This is a genomic window from Verminephrobacter eiseniae EF01-2 (assembly GCF_000015565.1).
GTDB lineage: Bacteria > Pseudomonadota > Gammaproteobacteria > Burkholderiales > Burkholderiaceae_C > Acidovorax > Acidovorax eiseniae.
This window is the reverse complement of the sequence record NC_008786.1, coordinates 2,926,288-2,941,148: the sequence shown is the minus strand read 5'-3', so window position 1 is coordinate 2,941,148 and position 14,861 is coordinate 2,926,288. Positions and strand designations below refer to the sequence as shown.

Genomic DNA, 14,861 nt, shown 5'->3' with positions numbered 1-14,861 from the left:
CGCTCAGGCGGCCGGATAGCGGGCGTAGAAATCGGCGCTGGCGTCCGCCAGTTCGATGCCGTGCGCAAACGCGCGGCAGGCGCTCCAGGGCGTGCCGGTGCGCTCGAGCAGTGCATGCAGCATCCGCGCGTAGGGCACGCCATCGCGCAGGACGCCGGCGCGCATGGACTCCCAGTCAGGAAAGGCGGCTTCGAAGCTCGGCCACCAGATGGCGCGTCCGGCGAGGTAGCCGCTGGCCCCGGCACGGAAAGCATGTGCCGCGATGCGCCGGAAGGGTTCCATCCCCGCGCCGGCCGACAGCATGACCCAGGGGCGATCGAGCGTGCGGCCCAGTTCGTCGAACCAGCGCTGACAGGCCGCCGATTCGGCCGCATCCGGATCGGGCACGCTGTGGGCGGCGATCGGGCTTTCCATCTTGAAGATGTCGATCCCGTAGCGCTCGGCGCGGAACTCGCGCGCGGTATCGAGCACCATCTCGGGGCGCTTGCCCGCATCCTCCTCGTAGCGTGAAGCGCCCTGCGCGCTGCCCGGCGGGTAGAGCAGCGGCTCCAGCAGGAAGGCGATATCGTGCCGGCGGCAGTCGCGGCCCACCTGTTCGACCAGCGCACGCTGATGCAGCTTCACGTCTTTGCTCGCATCAGGACGCCACCACAGCATCAGCTTGACGCCATCGGCACCCAGGCGCTTGATCTTCTCGACCGACCAGTCGCGGTAGGCGAAGGTCTTGCGGCCGCCGGGCGTTTCCTCGCAGTCCCATTGCTCGTAGGTCAGCAGCAATCCTTTGCGCGGATCGGCTTGCAACGCGGCGCGCGGATAGGCGTAGCCCGGGTCGAGCAGCATCGCGCTCGACCAGGGCGACAGGGTTTCGATCAGCACGCGCTTGACCTGGCCGACATCCTCGAAGAGGCACGCACCAGCCCCACCAGCCCCGCGCCGCTGGCGTACCAGCGCTTCCACGCCAGGCCGCTGGTCGACAGCCGTCATCTTGAAAAAACCGCGTTCGTCGGCGAGACGGCGCATCGACCACAGCTTGCCGGCGGAAATTTGCATGGGTTTTGAAATGGAACGTTTATGTCGTTCGTGATTCTAGAGATATTTTTATTTCATTTTCCCGGGCGATTTCCCAGTTGCCAAGCCGCAGGTTTTGCCTTATGGACTGCTGAACGCCCCCCGGAATCGCGCGCGTCACGACGGTGCGGACGACGCGATGGCAGCGCTGCTGTCGGCGCCCCGGCCACCCATGTCGTCGGCCTGGTGCCCAGGCGTGTCCGAACCGATGCGCCACAGCGCAAGCATCATGCGTAGACACCGCTTTGCATGCGCGCCACCACCTGCGCCACGATGGCCTGGCCCTCTGCCGTGTCCATCAATTGCGCAGGCGCGATGCCGGACAGGGCTGGCAGCGGTTGATCGAGCCAGCCTGCAACCCATCGAGCGGCGTCGAATCCGCTGGCATCGCCCGACTGCCCGACCAGCGCGCGTACTTGGCCAATGAGCCTGCAGATGCCAAGTGCCCGCGAGGACTCATCGGCCGACAGCGGTTTGCGCCGACTCGTCTTGCGCTGTACGGTCGCCCGCGCCAAGCCCGGTGTCCTTGCCTTTCCCCTTTCCCCTTTGCCTTACATCGCGGCCTGCGCCACGGGCGTGGGCTCCCGTGCCCCGGCGGCTTGCACCATGCGCTTGAGCTCCGGCAGGCAGGAGCCGCAGTGGGTGCCGCAGCGCAGTTGGCTTTGCAACTGGGCCAGGCGCTCGCTGGCGCTGCCGTGGCAGTGCGCCAGTGTGGCGCTGATGGCGGTGTCGGTGACGTTCTGGCAACTGCACACGGGTTTGCCGCGCGCGGGCAGGGCCAGCGGGGCCTGGGCGCCGGGTTGCAGCAGCAGGCGGCCATAGCCGTGGGCGGGCAACTGCTCTTGCAGCAGGGTCTGGAGCCAGCCTTGGGCGCTGGTGTCGCCGGCCAGCACCAGGGCCTGGAGTGTGCTGCTGTCGCCGTGGCGCAGCAGCCGTGCGTAGCGCCGCTGGCTGCGTTTTTTGTCGATGTAGCGCAGGGTGTCGGTGCCGGCCAGGCCGAGCAGGGCGGCAATATGTTCGATCAGCGCATCGGGCGGCGCTGCGGGGGCTGCGGCGCGCAGCAGCACGCCGGTGCGTTCATGCTCCGGGGTGGCCAGCGCTGTGTCGTTGGCAAAGGGCACGCAACTGGCAAAGGAAAACTGCGGCAGCAGCGCGGACAGTGCCTGGCGCGTGGTCTGCGCGCTGTCGGCGGGCAGCCAGGCCATGGCCAGCAGGGTCCAGGGCAGGTCGGCCTTGAGCACTTGGACGGCGGTGTGCTTGAGCTCGGGTTGCCTGGATGCGGGGCAGAAGGCCGATGGGGTCAGCGCGTTGACACCGGCCAGCGGTTCGCCGCTGGCCGAGCGTCCGCTCAGGAATTCGCTGCCCCAGTGCATGGCGATGAAGGCTTGCGCCAGGCCCAGCGTGGCATCGGCCTGCACGGGCACGATGATGGCGCCGCGTTGGCTGCTGACCTGCACCAGGTCGCCGTTGCGCAGGTTGCGCCGCTGCATGTCCTGCGGGTGCAGTTGCACGCCCGGCTCGGCCGCATGGCCGAACAGGCGGCCCAGGGTGCCGGTGCGTGTCATGCCGTGCCATTGGTCGCGCAGGCGGCCGGTGCTCAGGCTCAAGGGGTAGCGCGCCTGGCGCTGCTCGGCCGTGGGTTGCCAGGCATGCGCGGCAAAGCGCGCGCGGCCGTCGGCGGTGGGGTAGATGCCGTCTTCGTACAGCCGGGCTGCGCCCGTGGTGCGGCCTTCGGGCAGCGGCCATTGCTGCGGGCCGGCGGCGTCGAGCAGCGGCCAGGACAGGCCGGTGATGTCCAGGTCGCGGCCACGGGTGCTGGCGCGGTGCTCGTTCCAGATGGTCTGCGCGCCATGCTCGGGGTGCCCGGTGTCGTAAGGAAAGAGGGTGGCGGCTCCCGGGCGCAGCCGCGCTTCGAGCCGGTGTGCCAATTGCACCGCAATGGCCCAGTCGTGGCGTGCCTGGCCGGGGGCCGGCACGGCGGCGCGCACGCGCGAGATGCGGCGTTCGCTGTTGGTCACGGTGCCGGTTTTTTCGCCCCAGGTGGTGGCGGGCAGCAGCAGGTCGGCGTAGGCGCAGGTGGCGGCGCCGGCAAAGGCTTCCTGCACCAGCACGAATTCGGCGCGTTGCAGCGCGCGCCGCACGGTGGTCTGGTCGGGCATGCTTTGCGCGGGGTTGGTGCAGGCAATCCACAGGACTTTGATCTCGCCGTCGGCGGCGGCCTGGAACATTTCGACGGCGCTCTTGCCGGGCTTGTCGGGCACCGAGGGCAGGCCCCAGAGCGCGGCCACTTCGGCGCGGTGCTGCGGGCTGCCGAGGTCGCGGTGCGCGCTGAGCAGGTTGGCCATGGCGCCCACTTCGCGTCCGCCCATGGCGTTGGGCTGGCCGGTCAGGCTGAAAGGGCCGGCGCCGGGTTTGCCGATTTGCCCTGTGGCCAGGTGCAGGTTGATGAGCGCGGCGTTTTTCGCCGTGCCGCTGCTGCTTTGGTTCAGGCCCTGGCAGTACAGGCTGAGCGTGGCGCCGCGCTGCGCCGGGTCGCTGTCGGCGCCGGTGGCAAACCACCGGGCGGCGGTGGCCAGGTCGGCCTGCGATATGCCGCATACCTGCGCCACGCGCTCGGGGGTGCAGTGGCGCACCAGGGTCTTGAGTTCGGCAAAGCCGGTGGTGTGCGCGTCGATGTAGGCGCTGTCCACCCAGCCTTCCCGCAGCATCAGGTGCAGCATGCCGTTGAACAGCATCACGTCGCTGCCGGGCTGTAGCGGCAGGAACAGGTCGGCCATGCCGGCGGTATCGGTGCGGCGCGGGTCGACGACGATGATTTTCATGCCCGGGTTGGCGGCGCGGGCGGCTTCGATGCGCCGAAACACGATGGGGTGCGCCCAGGCGGTGTTGCTGCCCGCGATGAACAGGCATTGCGCATGCTGCAGGTCGTCATAGCAGCAAGGCGGTGCGTCGGCCCCGAGCGTGGCTTTGTAGCCGGCGACGGCGCTGCTCATGCACAGGCGCGAGTTGCTGTCGATGTGGTTGCTGCCGATCAGGCCCTTGGCGAGTTTGTTGAAGACGTAGTAGTCCTCGGTGAGCAATTGGCCGCTGACATAGAAGGCGATGGCCTCGGGGCCGTGTTTTTCGATGCTGTCTGCGATCTTCCCTGCGGCCAGGTCCAGCGCTGCATCCCATGACAGGGGCTGCGGCGCATCGGCCCGGTGCGCGCGGTGCATCGGTTGCAGCAGGCGGGTTTGCCGCGTGATCGGGCTGCTGGCCGTCAGATGCAGCGTCATGCCCTTGGTGCACAGGCGGCCGAAGTTGGCGGGGTGGGCCGGGTCGCCGCGCACGGCCGTGATTTGCGCCCCGTCGCTGTCGATGATCACGCCGCAGCCTACGCCGCAGTAGGGGCAGGTGGAGCGGGTTTCTTGCATGGCCGGCGCGCTGGCGCTGCTCAGGCTGCGCTCGCCCTTTGGGCCGACTGTGCCGACTGTGCCGGCCTTGCCGGCCCGGCGCCCGGCCGGGTCTGATCGGTGGCCAGCGTCGCCAGTTCATGGCGGTCGAGGTAGACCGTGCCGTTGTCCACCTTGACGGCAAACCGGGGTGTGCATCCCTGATCGGGCGCATGGGCCTGGCCGTCGCACAGGTCGATGGTCCAGTTGTGCAGGGGGCAGGCCACCCGGGTGCCAAACACGATGCCCTGGCTCAGGGGGCCGCCCCGATGGGGGCAACGGTCGAGCAGCGCAAAAATGCCGCCGTCGGCATTGCGGAACAGCGCCACCTCCAGCCCCCGGGGGCGGGCCACGCGGCGCGCGCCCAGCACCGGGATGTCGTCGATGCGGCAGATGGCTTGCCAATCGGGAATGTGCTCGGTCATGGGCCAAGGTCCTTCGGGTGCCGGCTCAGGCGTTCAGCGCGGCAAACTGGCGTGTGTCCAGCGCCGCCTTGTCGAACTCGACCCAGGGGTCGGGCTCATCGGCCAGCGCACATTGCAGTCGTTCCCACAGCGCCTTGCGCCCGGCCGGGTCTTGGAGAATGCGCTTTTTCACATGCTCCAGGCCCACGCGGCCCACGTAGTGCACGCTGCGCTCCTGGTACCAGCCTTCCTGGCGGTAGAGCTCGCAGAACGCGCCGGTGTATTCCAGCACCTCCTGGGCGGTCTTGAGCTTGGTGAAGAAATGCGCCACCTCGGTCTTGATGCCGCCGTTGCCGGCGATGTACATCTCCCAGCCGCTGTCCACGCCGATGATGCCCACGTCCTTGATGCCGGCTTCGGCGCAGTTGCGCGGGCAGCCCGAGACGGCGAATTTGAGTTTGTGCGGGGCATACATGCGCCACATCGCGCGTTCGAGTTCCTTGCCCAGGCGGGTGCTGTCTTGCACGCCCATGCGGCACCATTCGCTGCCCACGCAGGTCTTGACCGTGCGCAGGGCCTTGGCGTAGGCGTGGCCGCTGGGCATGGCCAGGTCTTTCCAGACGCCTACCAGGTCTTCCTTCTTCACGCCCAGCAGGTCGATGCGCTGGCCGCCGGTGAGCTTGATGGTCGGGATACGGTATTTGTCGGCGACATCGGCAATGCGGCGCAGTTCGTCGGCCGTGGTCTCGCCGCCCCATATGCGCGGGATGACGCTGTAGCTGCCGTCTTTCTGGATGTTGGCGTGGCTGCGCTCGTTGATGGCGCGGCTTTGCGGGTCGTCCCTGGCGTCCTTGGGCCAGGTGCTGACGAGATAGTAGTTCACGGCCGGGCGGCAACTGGCGCAGCCGTTGGGCGTGCGCCATTGCAGGTGCTCGAAGACCGCCTGGATGCTGAGCAGCTTCAGGGTGCGGATGGCATCGCGCACGGCCTGGTGGCCATGCCCGGTGCAGCCGCACAGGGCGCGGGTTTTGGGCGTGGCGCTGTAGTCGCCGCCGGCGGCGAACATCAGGATCTGCTCGACCAGCCCGGTGCACGAGCCGCAACTGGCGCTGGCCTTGGTGTGCTTGCGCACCTCTTCGAGGGTGAACAGGCCCTGCTCCCGGATGGCTTTGCAGATGCGGCCCTTGGTCACGCCGTTGCAGCCGCAGACTTCGTCGCTGTCTTGCAGCGCTGCGGCCTTGTGCTGGCCCTGGTGGCCGGTGTCGCCCAACTGGGATTCGCCGAACATCAGCTTGTCGCGGATGTCGTCCACGCTGCGGCCATCGCGCAGCAGCTTGAAGTACCAGTTGCCGTCTACCGTGTCGCCATACAGGCAGGCGCCCACGAGTTTGTCGTCCTGGATGACGAGTTTCTTGTACACGCCGGCGCCGGGGTCGCTGAGCACGATTTCTTCGCTGTGCCCGCCCCCGTGAAAGTTGCCGGCCGAGAACAGGTCGATGCCGGTGACCTTGAGCTTGGTCGAGGTCTGCGAGCCTTGGTAGCGGCCGATGCCGAATTCGGCCAGATGGTTGGCCAGCACCTTGCCCTGCTCGAACAGCGGGGCCACCAGCCCGTAGGCGATGCCGCGGTGGGCGGCGCATTCGCCCACCGCGTAGATGCGCGCGTCGGTGGTGGTTTGCAGCGTGTCGCTGACCACGATGCCGCGCTGAACATGCAGACGCATCCTTTCGGCCAACGCGGTGTTGGGGCGGATGCCGACGGCCATCACCACCAGGTCGGCGGGCAGTTCGCTGCCGTCCTTGAATCGGACGGCGCGCACCCTCGGGGCGGCCCCTTGCCCTTGCCCTGGCCCGTTGCCGTCGGCATGGCCGAGCAGCGCCTGCGTCTGCGCGCCCAGCAGAAACTGCATGCCGCGCTCTTGCAGCGACTGCTGCAGCATCTTGCCGGCCACGGCGTCGAGCTGGCGCTCCATCAGCCAGTCGGCCACATGCACCACGGTGACCTGCATGCCGCGCTTCATCAGGCCGTTGGCGGCCTCCAGGCCCAGCAGGCCGCCGCCGATGACGACGGCGTGCCGGTAGCTTGCGGCCGCAGCGATCATGGCCCGGGTGTCGGCCATGTCGCGGTAGGTCAGCACGCCCTGGAGGTCGGTGCCGGGAATCGGCAGCATGAAGGGGGTGGAGCCGGTGGCGATGATGAGGCGGTCGTACTGGGCGCTGATGACCTTGCCCGCCGCGTCGCTGGCACGGACCACGCGGCGCGCGCGGTCTGCATCGGTCACCGTGCAGCCGCTGTGCAGCGTGATGTGGTGCTCGGCGTACCAGGACCAGTCGTTGAGGATGATCTGGTCCATGCTCTGCTCGCCGGCCAATACCGGCGACAGCAGGATACGGTTGTAGTTCGGGTGCGGCTCGGCCCCGAACACCGTGATGTCGTACCGATCGGGGGCGATCCTGAGCAGTTCTTCCAGCGTGCGCACACCGGCCATGCCGTTGCCCACCAGCACCAGTTGAGGCTTTTTCATCGTGGCTCCGTCGGTTCGATCGAAAACAAAAAAAGCGTCCAGCCCCCGAGACGGTCAGACCATCGTCTCCACATGCGCCTGGCGCGTATACAAAAAGTCGATCACCGCCTTGCGGTAATGCCCGTACTGCGGGTCTTGGGCCAGTTGCACGCGCTGGCGCGGGCGCGGCAGGTCGACGGCCAGCACCTGGCCAATGGTGGCGGCGGGGCCGTTGGTCAGCAGCACGATGCGGTCGGACAGCAGCACGGCTTCGTCCACATCGTGCGTCACCATCACCACCGTGCTGCGCGTGCGGGCCACGATCTCCAGCAACTCGTCTTGCAGCTTGGCGCGGGTCAGCGCGTCGAGCGCGCCAAAAGGCTCATCCATCAGCAGCACCCGGGGTTGCATGGCCAGCGCCCGGGCAAGGCCCACGCGCTGCTTCATGCCGCCCGATATCTCGCCGGGGCGTTTCAGCCTGGCATGGCTCAGGCCCACCAGCGCCAGCGCTGCGTCGGTGCGCTGCCGGCACCGGGCCTTGCTTTCCTTGGCGCCGAAGACGCTTTGCACCGCCAGGTGCACGTTGTCGAAGCAGCTCAGCCAGGGCAGCAGCGAGTGGTTTTGAAAGACCACCGCGCGCTCAGGCCCCGGGCCCTTGATCTCCTTGTTGGCGCATAGCAGCACGCCATCCGTGGGCGTGGCCAGGCCGGCAATCAGGTTCAGCAGCGTGGATTTGCCGCAGCCCGAGTGGCCGATCAGCGTGACGAATTCACCCAGGGCAATGCCCAGGTGGATGTCGCGCAGCGCAGGAAACAGGCCCCGGGCCGTCTTGAAGTTCTGCGCCACGCCCTGGATGTCGATGAACCTGCGGCCCGGGGCGGCGATCGATGAAACACCTTCGCCTTCGGCTGCGGTGCGAGCACCTTCGGGCGGCCGGGCGGCGCTCATGCTCTCACCTCTTCAAACGTGAATGCGCTGGCCAGCCGGATGAGCGCGTATTCCAGCACCAGGCCGACGATGCCGATCACAAAGATGGCGATGATGATGTTCTTGACGTTCAGGTTGTTCCACTCGTCCCAGACCCAAAAGCCGATGCCGACGCCGCCGGTCAGCATCTCGGCCGCGACGATCACCAGCCAGGCGGTGCCCACGGCCAGACGCACGCCGGTCAGCATATAGGGCAGCACGGCCGGCAACAGGATGCGGGTGGCGATCTGCCACTCGGACAGATTCAGCACGCGGGCCACGTTCATATAGTCCTGCGGCACGCGCTGCACGCCCACCGCCGTGTTGATGACCATCGGCCAGATCGAGCAGATGAAGATGGTCCAGATCGCCGCCGCGTTGGCCCCCTTGAACACCAGCAGGCCCAGCGGCAGCCAGGCCAGCGGCGACACCGGGCGCAGCAGGCTGATCAGCGGGTTGAACATGCGCGCAAGAAAGGGCATGCGCCCGATCACGAAGCCCGCCGGAATGCCCACCAGCGCCGCCATGCCAAAGCCGATGGCCACACGTTGCAGCGACATCAGCACATTCCAGCCCAGGCCCTGGTCATTGGGGCCATTGCGGTAGAAGGGGTGGGCAAACACCTCCAGCGCCTGCGCCCAGGTTTCCCGGGGGCCGGGAATGCTGCGGCCGGTGCCGGCAGATACCAGCGACCACAGCACCAGCAGCAGCCCCAGGCCGCACAGCGGGGGCAGCACCGCCATCCAGAACTGCTGCGGGATGCCGGCGGCCCGGTCGCGCCTGGGCGGGGCTGCGGCGCTTGGTTTGGCTGCGCCTGTGCCTGTGCCTGCCCCTGCAGCGACATTTTCGATAGCGTTGCGTGTCCCCGCCGGAGCGGTATCCAACGGGGCCTGAAAGACGGCGCTGGCCATTGCGATCTCCTGTCTGGCCGGGCGCTCAGGCCCTGATCTTGAAACTGTCGGCATACTTGGCCGGCTCCTTGCCGTCCCAGACCACGCCGTCGATGAACTTGCTGGTGCGCATCGGGTCTTTGGGCGCAGAAATCTTCATCGCGCCGGCCACGGACCGATACAGCTCGATCTGGTTGATCTGCCCGGCCACGCCCAGGTAGTCGGGGTGCTCCTTGAGCAGGCCCCAGCGTTTGTGCTGGGTGAGGAACCACATGCCGTCAGACAGATAGGGAAAGTTCACCGCGCCATCGTCGAAGAACTTCATGTGGTTGGGGTCGTCCCAGGTCTTGCCCAGACCGTTCTGATAGCGGCCCAGAATGCGCTGGTTGATGGCGTCTGCGCTGGTGTTGATGAAAGACTTTTGCGCCACCGTCTCGGCCATCTTCATCTTGTTGGACAGGCTGGCGTCGATCCACCGGCCGGCTTCGAGCACGGCCATCATCACGGCGCGCGTGGTGTTCGGGTATTTCTTGACGAAATCGGCGGTGCAGCCGAGCACCTTCTCGGGGTGGTCCTTCCAGATGTCCTGCGTGGTGTTGGCCGTGATGCCTATGCCGTCCATGATGGCGCGGTGGTTCCAAGGCTCGCCGACACAAAAGCCATCCATATTGCCCACGCGCATATTGGCCACCATCTGCGGCGGCGGCACGGTGATCAGTTTGGCGCCCGACACCGGGTCGATGCCTGCGGCTGCGAGCCAGTAGTGCATCCACATCGCGTGGGTGCCGGTGGGGAAGGTGCCGGCAAAAATGTACTCGCGCCGTTCCTTGGCCATCAGCCGGGCCAGCGCAGGGCCGTCGACCGCGCCCTTGTCGGCCAGCGCCTTGGACAGGGTAATGGCCTGCCCATTGCGGTTCAGGCCCATCAGCACCGCCATGTCCTTCTTCGGGCCGGCAGTGCCCAGGTGCACCCCGTAGACCAGGCCGTACAGCACATGGGCAAAGTCGAGTTCACCATTGACCAGCTTGTCGCGCACCCCGGCCCACGACGCCTCTTTGGAGACCATGATGCTGACACCGTGCTTCTTGTCCAGGCCCAGCACCGAGGCCATGACCACGCTGGCGCAGTCGGTCAGCGCAATGATGCCAATCCTGATTTCCTTCTTCTCGGGCGCGTCCGAACCCTGCGCATGCACCAGCGCGCGCAGCGCGGGGCTGACCCCCACGGCGCCCACGCTGGCGGCTTGCAGCACGGTGCGGCGCTGGAGGCTGGTTGGCATCGGGTCGGTCATTGCTCATCCCTTCATCGCTGGTGGCGTGAAAAACGAAAAGGCGTCCACACACCGCACTGGCCATGGCAAAGCCAGATGCGGGTGGGGACGCCTTTGTCCGGGTGCGGAGCCTTCCGGCTCCTGGACGGCACCGACCCGCCGTTGGGTCCATGCCGTCCATATGCTGTTCGTGTCGCGACCATGCGTTGGTCTCGCAGGGTGATTAGCAAACCGCGTGCCAGCATTGATCGAAGGCCAAAGGCCACTATCTCACCCGGTTTGGCACCCGGCTTGGCGCCCGACTTGCTCTGCTCTTCATAGCAACGAACACATGCGGATCATGCGCCCGTGGCCAGCGGGGGAATGGATGCCCGGGAAACGCCGGGCTGCACCGTATTTGTGCAGCGCACCATCAAGGGTGCCGGCTGCCAGTGCAGACCGGCACTGTCAGCCCAGCAATTCCATCGCGTCGAGCATGCGCTGGGCCACATCGCCGAGCTTGAGGCCCTTGTCCATCGCCGATTTGCGCAGCTTTTCGTAGGCCGCCTGTTCGCTCAGGCCCTGGCGCTGCATCAGCAGACCCTTGGCGCGGTCTATGGTCTTGCGCTCACGCAAGGCCGTGCGGGCATCGGCCAGTTCGGCGCGCAGCGCCTGTTCGTGCTGAAAGCGCGCCAGCGCCACATCCAGAATCGGGCGGATGCGTTGCGTGGACAGGCCGGCCACGATGTAGGCCGAGACGCCGGCGGCCACCGCGTCCTTGACCAGCGCGCGGTCCTCGTCGTTGGTGAACAGCACGATGGGCCGGCGGGCATCGCGAGTGGCCAGCACCACATGCTCGAGCGCATCGCGCGCATCGCTCTCGGCGTCGACGATGATCAGGTCGGGCTGCAACTGGGCGATCCGCTCGCTCAGAAAGACATCGGCGGGCAGCGTGGCCACCAGGTTGAAGTTGTTTTCCAGCAGCCCGATGTGCAGCGCCCGCGCGCGCTCGGCCTGCTGCAGGGCATGTTCGTCCTCAGGGTCGGCAACGGCCAGATCCGGGGCCACCACCACGATGCGCAAAGCCTGATTCATGCCGATGGCGTGTGCAATTTTTACGCCACGGATTTGCGCGCCGCGCAGCGGCAGCGTTCGGGCGCAAGCGCCCGATGGCGCTTGCGCTCAGGGCCATGGCCCGCCCGGAGCGCCGTGGCCCACCCGGAGGGTGGAGGCCACTGCCGGCGAAGCGCCGGTTTTGTTTTCAAAAGACCGCCGCCCAAGCCTCACAACAAACCCGCTTGCAGCGACACATGCGCCAGCGGACGCAGGCGGGGGCAGGCGGGCGCAGGCGGGCGTAGTGCAGCAACGGGGCCAGACCTGCGCCCTTGGCTTGCCACGCATGAAGCAGCGCTCGAACCGACGGGCATCGCGCAGTGGGAATACGCAGCCAAAGATGGGGTGCGAGGCCATGCCATGTGCCTGCGGCAACGCAGCCATTCTATAGTCATATGGACACACTGGACACTGAACAATAGATGTCCAAAATGCTATATTTAGGCATGTAACAGTGACACGAGCATCCATATGTTTCTCGTCCCCGGCTGAACAAGGGGCCTCGCCATGGCCCCGGCCACGATGGATGACCAAAGGCCCGATCAAGCAACCCACTTCCCATTCCAGGTATCCACCATGGCCAGCATCACACTCAGCGACAACGTTCTCAACGCCACAGAGACGGCCACCGTCACCTTCACCTTCGATGCCGACTATGCCCTGGCGCCAGCGAACATCACCGCCATTGGCGGCACGCTGTCCACCCCCGTCGCCTTCCCCCCCGGACAGTCCCGCGTTTGGCAAGCCACATTCACACCCGCCACAGCGGCCACACAGCGCGCCGACTGCACGATCACCGTGAACAACGATGCCGGAGGCGTGCTCGCACAGAGCAATTCCTTCACCGTTGACAACGTGCGGCCCGACATCATCGATTTCGATATACCCCCCGTCATCGCGAGCAGTGGAAACGTTGATGTGTCCTTCTCTATCACCTTCGACGAGCCTGTCGACGCCGCCAACCCCAGGATCTTTTCCTCCACCGGAGGTAGACATTCCTTTGGTACCTCCAGCAACGGTGGTCGCACATGGACCTACCAATGGTGGCCCAGGGTTACCGAGGGCAGGCATCCCATAGGCATACGTCTCCAATCTGTCAAGGACCTGGCAGGCAACGAAGCAACCAACAAAGGAGCCGACAGCTACCACGAATTCATCAGATTCGACTCTCAGAGACCCACCGTCAGCACCGTCTCGATGGCTGACAGGAACCTGAGCGCCGGCGAAGAAACCACCATCACCATCGTCTTCTCCGAGGCGCTCAATCGGACCAGCTTTACCACCGATGACCTGCGGGTGGCCCCCTTCAAGGGCCAGTTGTCCGACCTGCGCACCACCGACGGCATCACCTGGACGGTCAAGCTCAGGGCACCGGCCGCCTTGCCGGACGCAGATAACGGCGTATCGACGGGCAACCGGATCCAGATCAACATGGCCGGCATCGCCGATGTCCCGGGCAACACGGGCGCGGGCGGGTGGACGGACCTGGGCACCGCCGACACCGCCAGCTACCGCATCGACATCGCGCCCACCGTCACCGCCATCGATGTGCCCAGCGCCACCATCCATGCGGGCCAAGACCCCACCACCATCACCATCCATTTCAACAAACCTGTCACCGGCCTGACCAGCGCCAACATCGATCTGACCAACGCCAGCGGCACGCTGGTCAGCGGCCCGGCCAGCATAGACGGCCGCACCTGGATCTTCACTTTCAGCCCCACGGCCAACACCGATGACAGCAGCAACACCATCCGCATCAACCTCGATGGCATCACTGACGCCACAGGCAGCGCCGCCACCGACAGCGCCGCCCGCACCAGCGGCAACTTCAGCATCGACACCGTGCGGCCCACCGTCACCATCACGCTCGACGATTCCCGCCTGTGCGCCAACGAAACCGCCGTCGTCACCTTTGCCTTCAGCGAGCGCGTCAACGGCTTCTCGATGGACAAGGTGGATACCACCGGCGCCCAAGGTTCGCTCAGCGACCTGACCCCGGTCGGCACCGATGGCAGGGTCTGGACGGCCACCTTCACCCCCACGGCCGAACGGGCACGCGCCCCCGGCCGCATCACGGTGGACATGGACAGAATCACCGATGCCGCAGGCAGCACCGGCACGGGCAAGACCCCGAGCCAAAATTACACCGTCGATACCAGGGTCTTCGCCATCAGGGACGCGACGGTCAACGGCACCCGGCTGGTGCTGCGCTACAGCGATGAAACCCATCTGGACGCTGACCCGGTCCATGGCGCGCCCACCACGGCCTTTACGGTGCTGGTCGATGGCAGGCGCGTCGGCGTCCAGTCCCTGGCCGTGGATGCAGCGGCCAAGACCGTCACGCTGACGCTGGCCGACGCCGTATCCGCCGGCCAGACGGTGACCGTCGCCTACACCGACCCCAGCACCGGCAACGACCTGCAGGCGGTGCAGGAAGCCGGCAGCGGCGCCACCAGCGGCGATGACGCGGCCAGCTTCGCGGCCAGGCCGGTGACCAACCTCCTCACCCCGCCCGCGCCCTCACCCTCGCCCGCACCCGCGACGGACTCCGGCCGCGACGGTGCCACGCCGAATGCGCTGGACTCCGACTACGACAGTGTGCCCAACGCCCAGGAGGACCAGGCCCCCGGCCTGCTGCGCCCCGATGGCTCGGCCGGCCCGGATGGCGACGGCAACGGCGACGGTATCCGGGACAGCCAGCAGGTCGCCGTCGGCTCGACCCGCGACCTGACCCTGGTGGCCGGCAGCCAGGACGGCAAACTGATCCCCGGCAGCAATGCGCGCATCACCGAACTGGTGCGCAGCGATGCCCCCGCCAGCCTGCCCAAGGGCATGGAAATGCCGCTCGGTCTGACGCAATTCAGGGTCGGCCTGTCCGAAGGCCGCTACACCGAGAGCTTCAGCCTGTATGTGGACCCGGCCACCGGCGCCACCGGCTACTGGGTCAAGGACAGCGCCGGCACCTGGGTGAACCTGGCCAGCGAACCGTATGGCGGCAAGGTGAGCAGCGAAGGCGGGCGCACGCGGCTGGACTTTCAGATCCAGGACGGCGGCCAGTACGACGCCGACGGGCTGGCCGATGGCCACATCACCGCCCTTGGCGCCGCAGCGAAGATGCCGCTGTCCATCGTCGGGCAGTCGCCGCATGTCGAGTCGGGTTCCTTCTGGTTCTGAGGGTGGCAAGGGGGCAAGGCGGTGATCGTGATCCGGCCCACCGGGCGCCACTGCCACGCC

Annotated in this window: 10 protein-coding genes; 1 reads left to right on the top strand and 9 read right to left on the bottom strand. The window is 67.0% G+C overall.

Annotated elements, in window-relative coordinates; translation table 11 throughout:
• Positions 1 to 3: 3 nt before the first annotated feature.
• From VEIS_RS12655 to VEIS_RS12615, 9 genes are all read right to left on the bottom strand, one after another.
• Positions 4 to 1,050 carry a tagatose 1,6-diphosphate aldolase gene (locus VEIS_RS12655; protein WP_011810343.1) on the bottom strand — a complete coding sequence of 349 codons (1,047 nt, stop codon included), beginning with the start codon at positions 1,048 to 1,050 and terminating at the stop codon, positions 4 to 6.
• Positions 1,051 to 1,295: 245 nt separating this feature from the next.
• A complete protein-coding gene (locus VEIS_RS12650; protein ID WP_011810342.1) occupies positions 1,296 to 1,583 on the bottom strand; it encodes an antitoxin Xre/MbcA/ParS toxin-binding domain-containing protein in 288 nt (95 codons plus the stop codon).
• 36 nt (positions 1,584 to 1,619) lie between these two features.
• Entirely contained in the window at positions 1,620 to 4,481 is a 2,862-nt protein-coding gene (locus tag VEIS_RS12645) for a nitrate reductase (protein ID WP_011810341.1), read from the bottom strand.
• A 20-nt stretch (positions 4,482 to 4,501) separates the two neighbouring features.
• Positions 4,502 to 4,924: a nitrite reductase small subunit NirD gene (gene nirD / locus VEIS_RS12640; RefSeq protein WP_011810340.1), complete on the bottom strand. Its 423-nt coding sequence runs from the start codon at positions 4,922 to 4,924 to the stop codon at positions 4,502 to 4,504.
• Positions 4,925 to 4,949: 25 nt separating this feature from the next.
• Entirely contained in the window at positions 4,950 to 7,427 is a 2,478-nt protein-coding gene (nirB, locus tag VEIS_RS12635) for a nitrite reductase large subunit NirB (protein ID WP_011810339.1), read from the bottom strand.
• A 54-nt stretch (positions 7,428 to 7,481) separates the two neighbouring features.
• The gene (locus VEIS_RS12630) at positions 7,482 to 8,354 is read right to left on the bottom strand and encodes an ABC transporter ATP-binding protein (RefSeq protein ID WP_011810338.1); all 873 of its coding nucleotides are present in this window, start codon (positions 8,352 to 8,354) and stop codon (positions 7,482 to 7,484) included.
• Entirely contained in the window at positions 8,351 to 9,283 is a 933-nt protein-coding gene (ntrB, locus tag VEIS_RS12625; protein ID WP_041950012.1) for a nitrate ABC transporter permease, read from the bottom strand. Before ntrB ends, VEIS_RS12630 begins: the two co-directional genes overlap by 4 nt.
• A gap of 25 nt (positions 9,284 to 9,308) precedes the next feature.
• Positions 9,309 to 10,553 (bottom strand): CmpA/NrtA family ABC transporter substrate-binding protein, encoded by a 1,245-nt coding sequence (locus tag VEIS_RS12620; protein WP_011810336.1) that lies wholly within the window; start codon positions 10,551 to 10,553, stop codon positions 9,309 to 9,311.
• Positions 10,554 to 10,979: 426 nt separating this feature from the next.
• Complete coding sequence (locus tag VEIS_RS12615; RefSeq protein WP_011810335.1) at positions 10,980 to 11,606, bottom strand: ANTAR domain-containing response regulator; 627 nt, start codon at positions 11,604 to 11,606, stop codon at positions 10,980 to 10,982.
• A 594-nt stretch (positions 11,607 to 12,200) separates the two neighbouring features.
• Here VEIS_RS12615 and VEIS_RS12610 point away from each other — a divergent pair.
• Positions 12,201 to 14,801: an Ig-like domain-containing protein gene (locus VEIS_RS12610; protein ID WP_041950011.1), complete on the top strand. Its 2,601-nt coding sequence runs from the start codon at positions 12,201 to 12,203 to the stop codon at positions 14,799 to 14,801.
• The last annotated feature ends 60 nt before the right edge of the window (positions 14,802 to 14,861 follow it).

Excerpts from the sequence above, each read along its gene's own strand:
- VEIS_RS12655 (WP_011810343.1), bottom strand. The coding sequence starts at position 1,050 with ATGCAAATTTCCGCCGGCAAGCTGTGGTCGATGCGCCGTCTCGCCGAC.
- VEIS_RS12645 (WP_011810341.1), bottom strand. The coding sequence starts at position 4,481 with ATGCAAGAAACCCGCTCCACCTGCCCCTACTGCGGCGTAGGCTGCGGC.
- nirD (WP_011810340.1), bottom strand. The coding sequence starts at position 4,924 with ATGACCGAGCACATTCCCGATTGGCAAGCCATCTGCCGCATCGACGAC.
- nirB (WP_011810339.1), bottom strand. The coding sequence starts at position 7,427 with ATGAAAAAGCCTCAACTGGTGCTGGTGGGCAACGGCATGGCCGGTGTG.
- VEIS_RS12630 (WP_011810338.1), bottom strand. The coding sequence starts at position 8,354 with ATGAGCGCCGCCCGGCCGCCCGAAGGTGCTCGCACCGCAGCCGAAGGC.
- ntrB (WP_041950012.1), bottom strand. The coding sequence starts at position 9,283 with ATGGCCAGCGCCGTCTTTCAGGCCCCGTTGGATACCGCTCCGGCGGGG.
- VEIS_RS12620 (WP_011810336.1), bottom strand. The coding sequence starts at position 10,553 with ATGACCGACCCGATGCCAACCAGCCTCCAGCGCCGCACCGTGCTGCAA.
- VEIS_RS12615 (WP_011810335.1), bottom strand. The coding sequence starts at position 11,606 with ATGAATCAGGCTTTGCGCATCGTGGTGGTGGCCCCGGATCTGGCCGTT.
- VEIS_RS12610 (WP_041950011.1), top strand. The coding sequence starts at position 12,201 with ATGGCCAGCATCACACTCAGCGACAACGTTCTCAACGCCACAGAGACG.